Origin of the sequence: Neorhizobium sp. LjRoot104 (assembly GCF_964253725.1) — a bacterium.
Taxonomy (GTDB): domain Bacteria; phylum Pseudomonadota; class Alphaproteobacteria; order Rhizobiales; family Rhizobiaceae; genus Neorhizobium.
Genome location: NZ_CAXURS020000001.1, coordinates 1,121,499 through 1,133,926 on the forward strand (window position 1 = coordinate 1,121,499; position 12,428 = coordinate 1,133,926).

The window sequence follows — 12,428 nt, forward strand, 5'->3', positions numbered from 1 at the left end:
ACAATGGGACGACGGCTACGACTTTCCGGGCCGCGATCCCCAGGCGATGAAATCCGGGTTGGCGAAATCCAGCATGTCTGCTCGGCCGGTCTTGCCATAGGTAAGCGGCGCCCCGTCGAGTGTGACCGTGCTGCCGCCGGCCGCGCGCAATACGGCATCTCCGGCGGCCGTGTCCCATTCCATGGTTCGGCCGAAGCGGGGATAGAGATCGGCGACACCTTCCGCCAGCAGGCAGAATTTCAGCGAGGAACCGATCGAGCGGATATCGGCGGCGCCTGATTTTTCGAGGAAGGCCTCGGTCTCGGCGGAATTGTGGGAGCGGCTCGCGACGCAGATCGGCCGGCTCCCGACCGGCCTTGCGGCGATCGGTTCCCGGCTCGTCACCGCGAACGCGTCATCGACGACGAGTTTTTCCGCCCGTCCGCCGCCGCCAAGATAGGCGACCTTGAGGGCGGGGGCATAAACGGCGCCGAGGATAGGCGCGCCGTTCTCGATCAGCGCGATGTTGACCGTGAAATCCTCGCGGTTGTTGATGAACTCCTTGGTGCCGTCGAGCGGATCGACAAGCATGAAGGAGCGCCCTTCGATCGACGGGATGCGCCCCATCGCCACCGATTCTTCCGCGATCACCGGAATCTCCGGAAAGGCTTGGGCGAGCTCGGCAAGGATGATTTCTTCAGCCCGCTCGTCCGCCTCGGTGACCGGGGACCGGTCGGCCTTGTAGCTGGTGTTCGGTCCAGCCCTGTAGATCTCCAGGATGGCCTTGCCGGCCAGAAGCGCGGCTTTTTCGAATGTGGCGAGCATGAATTCCATGGCAGGTGGTCACGTCAGTTGCTTAGACTTCCAATGACACGTTTACCCCGTTCTTGGGAGTCTTAAACGGCGCAGTCAACCGACCTTGGCGAGATGCTGCTGTGTCGCGTAGAGGGCGATCACTGCGGCGTTCGAGACGTTGAGCGATTTGATCGCGCCCGGCATGTCGAGGCGGGCAAGCGCGTTGACCGTCTCGCGGGTCTTCTGGCGCAGGCCCTTGCCCTCGGAGCCGAGCACCAGGGCGATCCGGTCGCCGGCAAACGTGCCTTCGAGCGGGGCGGGGCCTTCCGAATCGAGCCCGATCGTCTGGAAGCCGAGCCGGTGCAGTTCCTCGATCGCGTCGGCGAGATTGGTAATCTGTATATAAGGTATGAGCTCAAGCGCACCGGACGCCGATTTGGCGAGCACGCCGGATTCGGTCGGGCTATGTCTCTGGGTGGTGATGATCGCGCCGGCCCCGAAGGCGACGGCTGAGCGCATGATCGCACCGACATTGTGCGGATCGGTCACCTGGTCGAGAACCAGCAGGAGCGGACTTGCCTTCAAGCCTTCCAGCCGGCGCACGGGCAGGGGGCGTGTTTCCAGCATCACGCCCTGGTGGATGGCCTCGGGTCCGAGCACCTTGTCGATATCCTGCGGCGAGACGAATTCGACCGGGAAGGACAGCGTCTCCGGCTCGCCGATATCGAGCCGCGCGAAGGCGTTCTGCGTCACCGACAGCTTGATGAGCTTGCGTTCGGGATTGTCGAGGGCCGCCCGCACCGTATGCAGGCCATAAAGGAAGACCTGTTCCGCCTGAAGCTGCGGCGGCTTCCAGTCCTTGTTGGATTTCGGCCGCCTCTGCGGAGGCGTCGGAATTTCTCCGCGTTCGCGCTTGGCATCGCGCACGGCGCGCCGAAGCGTCGCGTAATGGGTGTCGCGGGTGGATTTATCTTGTTTGTCGTCCTTGCTCATCAGGCCTTATAGCCATCCGCGCTTTCCGGGCAAAGCCCCGGATAGAGAAAGCGCTCGTTGGAACGACTGATTTATTTTCGTCATTTTTGCACAAAGCTCGTGTTGACAGATGCGGACGAGGCGGTCATATACGCGGCGCAGATCGAGGGGCGGCAAGCTTCACGGTCTGACGAACTTGGTCTCACGATCCGGACGAAAAACTGGAGAGATGCCCGAGTGGTTAAAGGGGACGGACTGTAAATCCGTTGGCTCAGCCTACGTTGGTTCAAATCCAACTCTCTCCACCATTCGTCTCTGATCGGACACCACACCGCGGGTATAGCTCAATGGTAGAGCAGCAGCCTTCCAAGCTGAATACGCGGGTTCGATTCCCGCTACCCGCTCCACAATCTCCAACGATTTACATAGACGTGTGCCGGTTGGTGCCGCGTTTTCCGGTTTCTTGTTGAGGCGGGCTGGATACGTAGCTTTTTGCGGCGCTGGCGCTCGCAAACCCGCTGAAGCCCGAAGTAAGAGCCGGTCTGGATCTTGAAGTCGGTAGGTGCTGAACCGGGTTGTCCCCGGGCGTTTTCCGGCCGATTTCGCCCGCCCCCCTTGTCCCGGCGCGCGTCGTAATTATGTCTTGCGCATTCTAGTGGAAAGCCTTAAACGGCGACACCAAACCCGGTCGCCGGGTCCACACTTATGTTCACAGGAAGCATTCAATGGCAAAGAGCAAGTTTGAGCGCAACAAGCCGCACGTCAACATTGGCACGATCGGTCACGTTGACCATGGCAAGACGTCGCTGACGGCCGCGATCACGAAGTACTTCGGCGAGTACAAGGCCTATGACCAGATCGACGCGGCTCCTGAAGAAAAGGCGCGCGGCATCACCATTTCGACGGCCCACGTCGAATACGAGACGCCGGCCCGCCACTATGCCCACGTCGACTGCCCCGGCCACGCCGACTACGTCAAGAACATGATCACCGGTGCTGCCCAGATGGACGGCGCGATCCTGGTCTGCTCGGCTGCCGACGGCCCGATGCCGCAGACCCGCGAGCACATCCTGCTCGCCCGTCAGGTCGGCGTTCCGGCGATCGTCGTGTTTTTGAACAAGGTCGACCAGGTCGATGACGCCGAGCTTCTCGAGCTCGTCGAGCTGGAAGTGCGCGAACTTCTGTCGTCCTACGATTTCCCGGGCGACGACATTCCGATCATCAAGGGTTCGGCGCTGGCCGCACTGGAAGATTCGGACAAGAAGATCGGCGAAGATTCGATCCGCGAGCTGATGGCCGCCGTCGACGCCTACATCCCGACGCCTGAGCGTCCGATCAACATGCCGTTCCTGATGCCGATCGAAGACGTGTTCTCGATCTCGGGTCGTGGTACGGTCGTGACCGGCCGCGTCGAGCGCGGCATCGTCAAGGTCGGCGAAGAAGTCGAGATCGTCGGCATCCGCCCGACCTCGAAGACGACGGTGACCGGCGTTGAAATGTTCCGCAAGCTGCTCGACCAGGGCCAGGCCGGCGACAACATCGGTGCACTCGTCCGCGGCGTGAACCGTGACGGCGTCGAGCGTGGCCAGATTCTCTGCAAGCCGGGTTCGGTCAAGCCGCACAAGAAGTTCATGGCCGAAGCCTACATCCTGACGAAGGAAGAAGGCGGCCGTCATACGCCGTTCTTCACCAACTACCGTCCGCAGTTCTACTTCCGCACGACGGACGTGACGGGCATCGTATCGCTGCCGGAAGGCACCGAAATGGTCATGCCTGGCGATAACGTCACGGTTGCCGTCGAGCTGATCGTTCCGATCGCGATGGAAGAAAAGCTGCGCTTCGCGATCCGCGAAGGCGGCCGCACCGTCGGCGCCGGCATCGTCGCCTCGATCATCGAGTAATCGATAGCGACATCGAAATAACAAAGGCCCTGCCGGCAACGGCGGGGCCTTTCGCTTTCAGGCGCTGACGCCGAGTCGGCCGGGCGGCTCACGCAGAGTGAGTTTTGGAAAAAAGCTCGCTCTCGCAACGGGAATGAGTTTGGCGGCGGCCCGGCGCATCGCAGATTTGCCGAGTTCCACGCGCTGACGGGCCTGCAGCCGATCGCGGAATTGACGGCTGCTGGCAGAGAAGCGGGCAGCCATCCGTCCGAGGCGAGGGGTCGCCGCCCGGTGACCGGTTGCGAAGCAAGCGCAAATGCCTGTCGGCGGTCACCTCTACCGGCGTGAGCGCGGCGCCGTCAGTCGCTTCCCCTTGCGAATCGCACGCCGACCGATCCCGGGAAGGTCTCTGTCGATCATTTGGGGGGCCTCTACTGAGCGGGGGTAGCTCCATTCTGATGACGATTGAAAACCCGTTCCTCCGGCCTGCTCCCAGGCGAAAATCCCCGCAGGCGGCGCCGAAACGGCGCATTCGGCTCTTCGCTTTGCCGAGGCATTCGACCGGTCCGGAGGAAAGCTCAGGTAGAACTGTCCGGATATCAAAAATGCTCTTGCAAAGCGCGGCGCATCCCCTTAAAGGGAGCGCCTAGCCAGTTGGCGGCGAGCCGGAGTTTCCGGTTTCGGTTCCGCCAGGGTTGAAGGGGTGTAGCTCAGTTGGTAGAGCGGCGGTCTCCAAAACCGCAGGTCGTCGGTTCAAGCCCGGCCGCCCCTGCCATTTTCAGATGATTGGCGCGAAATTATCCGCAGCGGAATTGTCGGGAAATGGCTGCCGTGCAAAACGGCGAAATTTCATCGAACACTGTTTTCCCTCTTGTGTAAAGGGGAAGGGGTGTTTATGTAGGTCAAAACAGACACGCGGTGCGTGGGGCTGAGCAAGTTCAGCTTTACGCGCCGTAATTGCGTGGGCAATCAATGGCATCCAAGACCAATCCAGTTACGTTTCTGCGCCAGGTGCGATCCGAAGCGTCGAAAATCCATTGGCCCTCGCGTCGCGAGACCATGATTTCCACGGCCATGGTTCTGGTAATGGTTGTGTTCGCTGCGCTGTTTTTCTTCGCTGCAGACCAGCTCATGGGATGGTTGCTCCGTCTCGTACTGAACGTCAGCGTTTGATTTCTGGAGAATAAAGATGGCGGCGCGTTGGTACATCGTCCACGCATATTCCAATTTTGAGAAGAAGGTGGCTGAGGACATCGAGAACAAGGCTCGCCAGAAGGGGCTTGAGCATTTGTTCGAGAAGATCCTGGTTCCGACCGAGAAGGTCGTCGAGGTGCGTCGCGGCCGCAAGGTCGATTCCGAGCGCAAGTTCTTCCCGGGTTACGTCATGGTCCGGGCAAACCTGACCGACGAAGCCTATCACCTGATCAAGAACACGCCGAAGGTCACCGGCTTTCTCGGCTCCGACAACAAGCCGGTTCCGATCCCGGACTTCGAGGCCGAGCGCATCCTCGGTCAGGTCCAGGAAGGCGTCGAGCGGCCGAAGTCATCGATCACTTTCGAGATCGGCGAGCAGGTTCGCGTATCGGACGGTCCGTTCGCGTCCTTCAACGGCACCGTTCAGGACGTCGACGAGGAGCGTTCGCGCCTCAAGGTCGAGGTCTCGATCTTCGGCCGTGCGACCCCGGTCGAGCTGGAATACGCTCAGGTCGAAAAGGTCTGATGAGTTTCGAAATGGGGCCTGCTGTTTGTTCAGCGGGCATCGTGCGGCGTTTGCCGCAAGCGCGTGGGAGGTTCGGTGCCTTAGCCGGGCACTTTGGCCGAACCACGCAACCGCAGCCGCCGGCGAAGGCCGGCATGTCGGATCGGGAAACCGGTCTCTAACGAAAGGCAGAGAGTAATGGCTAAGAAAGTTATGGGCCAGCTCAAGTTGCAGGTAAAGGCAGGGTCGGCCAATCCGTCCCCGCCGATCGGTCCTGCACTTGGTCAGCGCGGCATCAACATCATGGAATTCTGCAAGGCATTCAACGCCGCCACGCAGGAAATGGAAAAGGGCATGCCGATCCCGGTCGTCATCACCTATTTCCAGGACAAGTCCTTCACCTTCGCGATGAAGCAGCCTCCTGTCAGCTACTGGCTGAAGAAGGAAGCGAAGATCACCTCGGGTTCCAAGACCCCGGGCAAGGGCGCCAAGGCTGGCACCCTGACCAAGGCTCAGATCCAGACCATCGCCCAGGCGAAGATGAAGGATCTGAACGCGGCCGATCTCGAAGGCGCAATGGCCATGATCGAGGGCTCTGCCCGCGCCATGGGCCTGGAAGTGGTGGCTTAACATGGCAAAGCTTGCAAAGCGTATTCAGAAGATCCGCGAAGGCGTGGATCCGACCAAGCTCGTAGCGCTCACCGACGCCATCTCGATGGTCAAGGAACGTGCAGTCGCCAAGTTCGACGAAACCGTCGAAATCGCCATGAACCTCGGCGTCGATCCGCGTCACGCAGACCAGATGGTCCGCGGCGTGGTCAACCTGCCGAACGGCACCGGCCGTGACGTTCGTGTTGCCGTTTTCGCACGTGGCGCCAAGGCTGACGAAGCCAAGGCAGCCGGAGCGGACATCGTCGGCGCCGAAGACCTAGTCGAAATCGTCCAGGGCGGCAAGATCGACTTCGATCGCTGCATCGCCACTCCAGACATGATGCCGCTCGTCGGTCGTCTCGGTAAGGTACTCGGCCCGCGCGGCATGATGCCGAACCCGAAGGTCGGAACCGTCACCATGGACGTCGCGGGCGCCGTGAAGGCTTCCAAGGGCGGTGCTGTCGAGTTCCGCGTCGAAAAGGCTGGCATCATCCACGCCGGCATCGGCAAGGCATCCTTCGAAGCCAAGGCTCTCGAAGAGAACATCAAGGCCTTCGCTGACGCCGTCATCAAGGCCAAGCCGGCCGGCGCCAAGGGTAACTACCTCAAGCGGGTAGCGATCTCCTCGACCATGGGTCCGGGCGTCAAGATCGATCCGTCGACGGTGACGATCTAAAGTTTTGTCCGGAGCCTTCGGGTTCCGGACTGCATGAATTCCCGGTCCTTCGGGGCCGGGAGTTTCCGGAGAAATCCGGAATTCCTGTCCGAGATTGCAGGTGGTTATGCCTTAATCACTTTTGCCTGCATGAGACGGGTAAGACCCGAGATTTTGAGGTGCCATGCGCCTCGTAAGTTCGGTTCGAGCCTAGTGTGCCTTGTGCCTGGAGCCATGCGGCGACAGAGCGAGGGGACAGGATCCTCAAGCGTCGCTTGGGGTCCTAAACAAGGGATCCCTTGAGGCAAAGGCAACCCGATGGGGCCTGCAGGATTGCGGTCCCGTCAACTGGAGACAGACAGTGGAAAGAGCGGAAAAGCGCGAATTTGTCACGGAGCTGAACGAAGTCTTCAAGGCTTCTGGTTCGGTTGTCGTGGCCCACTATGCTGGTGTCACAGTTGCGCAGATGAACGATTTTCGTTCGAAGATGCGCGCTGCTGGCGGCACCGTCAAAGTCGCGAAGAACCGTCTGGCCAAGATCGCTCTTCAGGGTACGGAGTCGGAAGGGATGTCCAATCTCTTCAAGGGTCAGACGCTGATCGCATTCAGCGAAGACCCGGTAACGGCTCCGAAGGTCGTCATGGATTTCGCCAAGACCAATGACAAGATCATTGTTCTGGGTGGTTCCATGGGTGCAACCACGCTCTCTGCGGATGCGGTCAAGTCGCTTGCGACCCTGCCTTCGCTGGACGAGCTTCGCGGCAAGCTGCTGGGCCTCTTGAATGCCCCGGCCACCCGCGTTGCTACGGTTGTTGCAGCACCGGCAAGCCAGCTTGCCCGCGTGTTCGCGGCCTACGCCAAGAAGGACGAGGAAGCCGCTTAAGGCGGTTTTTCGCTGTTCATACCCAAATCAAGTTCGAACCGAATATAAGGAACTAATAACATGGCTGATCTCGCAAAGATCGTTGAAGACCTCTCTGCTCTGACCGTTCTGGAAGCTGCTGAGCTTTCCAAGCTGCTCGAAGAGAAGTGGGGCGTATCTGCAGCTGCTCCGGTAGCTGTTGCTGCTGCCGGCGGTGGCGCTGCTGCTGCCGTTGTTGAAGAAGAAAAGACCGAATTCGACGTCATCCTCGCTGATGCCGGCGTCAACAAGATCAACGTCATCAAGGAAGTCCGCGCCATCACCGGCCTGGGCCTCAAGGAAGCCAAGGATCTCGTTGAAGCCGCTCCGAAGGCTGTCAAGGAAGGCGTCAACAAGGCTGAAGCCGCTGACCTCAAGAAGAAGCTTGAGGACGCCGGCGCCAAGGTCGACGTTAAGTAATATCGGAATGCGGCGGGAGAGGTCTCCTCTCCCGCCGGTTTCCTCCGAACATATTACCCAGGAACCGTCCAAAACGGTTCCTGGGTAATGGGTTCTCAAGAGGATGGTCCCGAATCGAACCGAAAAGGCAATCCGGCCTGGCGTGTTCGAGAGGTGGGACGAGATTGAGAATACCCATGATCGACGGGATCGACTGGCCAGCGAACCCCGTCCGTTGCAGGCCCGGATGCAAGTTTGAAGGAGCGACGATGGCTCAGACCCTTTCCTTTAATGGTCGCAGGCGCGTACGCAAGTTTTTTGGAAAAATCCCCGAAGTCACGGAAATGCCGAACCTCATTGAGGTTCAGAAGGCATCCTACGACCAGTTCCTGATGGTCGATGAACCGAAGGGCGGTCGTCCGGACGAAGGTCTGAACGCTGTCTTCCGGTCGGTCTTTCCGATCACCGATTTTTCCGGCGCCTCCATGCTCGAATTCGTGTCCTACGAATTCGAACTGCCGAAGTTCGACGTGGAAGAATGCCGTCAGCGCGATCTGACCTATGCAGCGCCGCTGAAGGTGACGCTGCGCCTCATCGTGTTCGATATCGACGAGGATACGGGCGCGAAGTCGATCAAGGACATCAAGGAACAGTCGGTCTACATGGGCGACATGCCGCTCATGACCGACAACGGTACGTTCATCGTGAACGGCACCGAGCGCGTGATCGTCTCCCAGATGCACCGTTCGCCGGGCGTCTTCTTCGACCACGACAAGGGCAAGAGCCACTCTTCCGGCAAGCTGCTCTTCGCAGCCCGCGTCATTCCGTATCGCGGTTCCTGGCTCGACATCGAGTTCGACGCCAAGGATATCGTCTACGCCCGTATCGACCGCCGCCGCAAGATCCCCGTGACCTCGCTGCTGATGGCGCTCGGCATGGACGGCGAAGAAATCCTGTCGACCTTCTATACGAAGTCGTCCTATCAGCGCGACGGCGATGGCTGGCGGATTCCGTTCCAGCCGGAAACCCTGAAGGGTGCAAAGACCCTTTCCGACATGGTCGACGCCGATACCGGCGAAGTGGTTGTCGAATCCGGCAAGAAGCTCACGCCGCGCCTTCTCCGTCAGCTGACGGACAAGGGCCTGAAGGCGCTGAAGGCGACCAATGACGACCTCTACGGCAACTATCTGGCCGAAGATATCGTCAACTTCCAGACCGGTGAGATCTATCTGGAAGCCGGCGACGAGATCGACGAAAAGACCCTGCCGATCATCCTCAATGCAGGTTTCGACGAGATTCCGGTTCTCGGCATCGACCATATCAATGTCGGCGCCTATATCCGCAATACGCTTTCCGCCGACAAGAACGAGAACCGTCAGGACGCTCTGTTCGACATCTACCGCGTCATGCGTCCGGGTGAACCGCCGACCATGGAATCGGCCGAAGCCATGTTCAACTCGCTGTTCTTCGATGCGGAGCGTTACGACCTCTCCGCCGTCGGCCGCGTCAAGATGAACATGCGTCTCGATCTCGAGGTCGCCGACACCGTCCGCACGCTCCGCAAGGACGACATCCTGGCCGTGGTCAAGATGCTGGTCGAACTGCGCGACGGCAAGGGCGAGATCGACGACATCGACAACCTCGGCAACCGCCGCGTCCGTTCTGTCGGCGAACTGATGGAAAATCAGTATCGCCTCGGCCTGCTCCGCATGGAACGCGCCATCAAGGAACGCATGTCGTCGATCGAGATCGACACCGTCATGCCGCAGGATCTGATCAACGCGAAGCCGGCTGCTGCCGCGGTTCGCGAATTCTTCGGCTCCTCGCAGCTGTCGCAGTTCATGGACCAGGTGAACCCGCTGTCGGAAATCACCCACAAGCGCCGTCTTTCGGCACTTGGCCCGGGTGGTCTGACCCGTGAGCGCGCCGGCTTCGAAGTCCGCGACGTTCACCCGACCCATTACGGCCGTATCTGCCCGATCGAAACGCCGGAAGGCCCGAACATCGGTCTGATCAACTCGCTTGCGACCTTCGCCCGCGTCAACAAGTACGGCTTCATCGAAAGCCCGTACCGCAAGATCGTCGATGGCGTCGTGACGAAGGAAGTGCTTTACCTCTCCGCCATGGAAGAGGCGAAGTACTACGTCGCGCAGGCGAATTCCGAGCTGACGCCGGAAGGTGCCTTCGTCGAGGAGTTCGTTGTCTGCCGTCACGCCGGCGAAGTCATGCTGTCCCCGCGCGACACCATCAACCTGATGGACGTCTCGCCGAAGCAGCTTGTCTCGGTTGCGGCCGCTCTGATCCCGTTCCTGGAAAACGACGACGCCAACCGCGCCCTCATGGGCTCGAACATGCAGCGTCAGGCCGTGCCGCTGGTACGGGCTGAAGCTCCGTTCGTCGGCACCGGCATGGAACCGGTCGTCGCCCGTGACTCCGGCGCCGCGATTGCTGCCCGCCGTGGCGGCGTGGTCGACCAGGTCGATGCGACCCGTATCGTTATCCGCGCCACCGAAGACCTCGATCCGTCGAAGTCGGGCGTCGATATCTACCGCCTGATGAAGTTCCAGCGTTCGAACCAGAACACCTGCGTCAACCAGCGTCCGCTGGTGTCCGTCGGTGACATCCTGAACAAGGGCGACATCATCGCCGACGGCCCGTCCACGGACCTCGGTGACCTGGCGCTCGGCCGCAACGCGCTCGTCGCGTTCATGCCCTGGAACGGCTACAACTACGAAGACTCGATCCTGCTCTCCGAGCGTATCGTTGCCGACGACGTGTTCACCTCCATCCACATCGAGGAATTCGAAGTGATGGCGCGCGACACCAAGCTTGGTCCGGAAGAAATCACCCGCGACATTCCGAACGTTTCGGAAGAAGCGCTGAAGAACCTCGACGAAGCCGGCATCGTCTACATCGGCGCCGAAGTCCAGCCGGGCGACATCCTCGTCGGCAAGATCACCCCGAAGGGCGAAAGCCCGATGACGCCGGAAGAAAAGCTTCTGCGCGCCATCTTCGGTGAAAAGGCGTCCGACGTTCGCGACACCTCCATGCGCATGCCTCCGGGCACCTTCGGCACGATCGTCGAAGTTCGCGTCTTCAACCGCCACGGCGTGGAGAAGGACGAACGCGCCATGGCGATCGAGCGTGAGGAAATCGAACGCCTCGCCAAGGACCGCGACGACGAACAGGCCATCCTCGACCGTAACGTCTACGGCCGGCTGATGGACATGCTGCGCGGCCAGATGTCGGTTGCCGGTCCGAAGGGCTTCAAGAAGGGCGTCGAGCTTTCCAACGCCGTCGTCTCCGAATACCCCCGCTCGCAGTGGTGGATGTTCGCAGTCGAGGACGAAAAGGTGCAGGGCGAGATCGAAGCGCTCCGCGGCCAGTACGACGAATCCAAGTCGCGCCTTGAACAGCGCTTCATGGACAAGGTCGAGAAGGTCCAGCGCGGCGACGAAATGCCTCCGGGCGTCATGAAGATGGTCAAGGTCTTCGTCGCTGTGAAGCGCAAGATCCAGCCGGGCGACAAGATGGCCGGCCGTCACGGCAACAAGGGCGTGGTGTCGCGCATCGTACCGGTCGAGGACATGCCGTTCCTCGAGGACGGCACGCATGTCGATATCGTTCTGAACCCGCTCGGCGTGCCTTCGCGCATGAACGTCGGCCAGATCCTCGAGACCCACCTTGCATGGGCTTGCGCCGGTATGGGCAAGCGCATCGGGGCTATGCTCGAAGAGTACCGCAAGTCGAACGACATCACGGACCTGAAGAAAGAGCTGACCGAAGCCTATCAGAGCGAGGCAAACGCCGAAGTTGCCAGCTTCGACGACGAGTCCCTCGTTCGTCTGGCCGAGCAGTCCAAGCGTGGTCTGTCGATCGCAACGCCGGTCTTCGACGGTGCGCATGAGCCGGACGTCGCCGCGATGCTGACCAAGGCAGGCCTGCATCCGTCCGGCCAGTCCGTCCTCTACGACGGTCGTACCGGCGAACAGTTCGACCGCAAGGTGACTGTCGGCTACATGTACATGATCAAGCTGAACCACCTCGTGGACGACAAGATCCACGCGCGTTCGATTGGTCCGTACTCGCTGGTCACCCAGCAGCCGCTCGGCGGCAAGGCGCAGTTCGGCGGCCAGCGCTTCGGCGAAATGGAAGTCTGGGCGCTCGAAGCCTACGGCGCCGCCTACACGCTGCAGGAAATGCTGACCGTGAAGTCGGACGACGTGGCCGGCCGTACCAAGGTCTACGAAGCGATCGTGCGCGGCGACGACACGTTCGAGGCAGGCATTCCGGAGAGCTTCAACGTTCTCGTCAAGGAAATGCGCTCTCTCGGCCTGTCCGTCGAACTCGAGAACTCGAAGATCGACGAAGCGAACGCCGGCCAGCTGCCCGACGCAGCCGAATGATCATAACAAGGCGCGCGCCATTGAAGGCGCGCGCTGCTCCCTCCGTCGGTACCCGCCGGCAGGATAGGGAAACTTTCGCCGCATTTCGCGG

At 60.7% G+C, this 12,428-nt stretch carries 10 protein-coding genes and 3 tRNA genes; 11 read left to right on the forward strand and 2 right to left on the reverse strand.

Annotation, left to right across the window (positions count from 1 at the left end):
• Positions 1-15: 15 nt before the first annotated feature.
• Positions 16-804 carry a 3'(2'),5'-bisphosphate nucleotidase CysQ gene (gene cysQ, locus ACSQ8R_RS05695; protein WP_436255386.1) on the reverse strand — a complete coding sequence of 263 codons (789 nt, stop codon included), beginning with the start codon at positions 802-804 and terminating at the stop codon, positions 16-18.
• An 84-nt stretch (positions 805-888) separates the two neighbouring features.
• Positions 889-1,767 (reverse strand): TrmH family RNA methyltransferase, encoded by an 879-nt coding sequence (locus ACSQ8R_RS05700; protein ID WP_436252488.1) that lies wholly within the window; start codon positions 1,765-1,767, stop codon positions 889-891.
• A gap of 202 nt (positions 1,768-1,969) precedes the next feature.
• On the opposite strand from ACSQ8R_RS05700, the gene ACSQ8R_RS05705 reads away from it, so the two are divergent.
• The 11 genes from ACSQ8R_RS05705 (at position 1,970) to rpoB (ending at position 12,337) form a co-directional block, all read left to right on the forward strand.
• Positions 1,970-2,054: transfer RNA gene (locus ACSQ8R_RS05705), tRNA-Tyr, on the forward strand.
• Positions 2,055-2,079: 25 nt separating this feature from the next.
• Positions 2,080-2,153, forward strand: a tRNA-Gly gene (locus ACSQ8R_RS05710).
• Positions 2,154-2,471: 318 nt separating this feature from the next.
• Positions 2,472-3,647: an elongation factor Tu gene (gene tuf / locus ACSQ8R_RS05715; protein WP_037088622.1), complete on the forward strand. Its 1,176-nt coding sequence runs from the start codon at positions 2,472-2,474 to the stop codon at positions 3,645-3,647.
• A 678-nt stretch (positions 3,648-4,325) separates the two neighbouring features.
• Positions 4,326-4,401: transfer RNA gene (locus ACSQ8R_RS05720), tRNA-Trp, on the forward strand.
• Positions 4,402-4,598: 197 nt separating this feature from the next.
• Entirely contained in the window at positions 4,599-4,799 is a 201-nt protein-coding gene (gene secE, locus ACSQ8R_RS05725; protein WP_037088459.1) for a preprotein translocase subunit SecE, read from the forward strand.
• Between the two features lie 16 nt (positions 4,800-4,815).
• A complete protein-coding gene (nusG, locus tag ACSQ8R_RS05730) occupies positions 4,816-5,346 on the forward strand; it encodes a transcription termination/antitermination protein NusG (RefSeq protein WP_007770615.1) in 531 nt (176 codons plus the stop codon).
• Positions 5,347-5,523: 177 nt separating this feature from the next.
• Positions 5,524-5,955 carry a 50S ribosomal protein L11 gene (gene rplK / locus ACSQ8R_RS05735; protein WP_046635350.1) on the forward strand — a complete coding sequence of 144 codons (432 nt, stop codon included), beginning with the start codon at positions 5,524-5,526 and terminating at the stop codon, positions 5,953-5,955.
• A gap of 1 nt (position 5,956) precedes the next feature.
• A complete protein-coding gene (rplA, locus tag ACSQ8R_RS05740) occupies positions 5,957-6,652 on the forward strand; it encodes a 50S ribosomal protein L1 (protein ID WP_046635348.1) in 696 nt (231 codons plus the stop codon).
• A gap of 340 nt (positions 6,653-6,992) precedes the next feature.
• Positions 6,993-7,514 (forward strand): 50S ribosomal protein L10, encoded by a 522-nt coding sequence (gene rplJ / locus ACSQ8R_RS05745; protein WP_436252489.1) that lies wholly within the window; start codon positions 6,993-6,995, stop codon positions 7,512-7,514.
• A gap of 60 nt (positions 7,515-7,574) precedes the next feature.
• Positions 7,575-7,952 carry a 50S ribosomal protein L7/L12 gene (rplL, locus tag ACSQ8R_RS05750; RefSeq protein WP_436252490.1) on the forward strand — a complete coding sequence of 126 codons (378 nt, stop codon included), beginning with the start codon at positions 7,575-7,577 and terminating at the stop codon, positions 7,950-7,952.
• A 248-nt stretch (positions 7,953-8,200) separates the two neighbouring features.
• Positions 8,201-12,337, forward strand: coding sequence for a DNA-directed RNA polymerase subunit beta (gene rpoB, locus ACSQ8R_RS05755; protein WP_436252491.1), 4,137 nt, complete (start codon positions 8,201-8,203; stop codon positions 12,335-12,337).
• Positions 12,338-12,428 lie beyond the last annotated feature (91 nt).

Bases quoted from the DNA above. Each gene is read 5' to 3' on its own strand.
- rplL (WP_436252490.1), top strand. From the start codon at position 7,575: ATGGCTGATCTCGCAAAGATCGTTGAAGACCTCTCTGCTCTGACCGTT.
- tuf (WP_037088622.1), top strand. From the start codon at position 2,472: ATGGCAAAGAGCAAGTTTGAGCGCAACAAGCCGCACGTCAACATTGGC.
- cysQ (WP_436255386.1), bottom strand. From the start codon at position 804: ATGCTCGCCACATTCGAAAAAGCCGCGCTTCTGGCCGGCAAGGCCATC.
- rpoB (WP_436252491.1), top strand. From the start codon at position 8,201: ATGGCTCAGACCCTTTCCTTTAATGGTCGCAGGCGCGTACGCAAGTTT.
- ACSQ8R_RS05700 (WP_436252488.1), bottom strand. From the start codon at position 1,767: ATGAGCAAGGACGACAAACAAGATAAATCCACCCGCGACACCCATTAC.
- secE (WP_037088459.1), top strand. From the start codon at position 4,599: ATGGCATCCAAGACCAATCCAGTTACGTTTCTGCGCCAGGTGCGATCC.
- rplK (WP_046635350.1), top strand. From the start codon at position 5,524: ATGGCTAAGAAAGTTATGGGCCAGCTCAAGTTGCAGGTAAAGGCAGGG.
- rplA (WP_046635348.1), top strand. From the start codon at position 5,957: ATGGCAAAGCTTGCAAAGCGTATTCAGAAGATCCGCGAAGGCGTGGAT.
- nusG (WP_007770615.1), top strand. From the start codon at position 4,816: ATGGCGGCGCGTTGGTACATCGTCCACGCATATTCCAATTTTGAGAAG.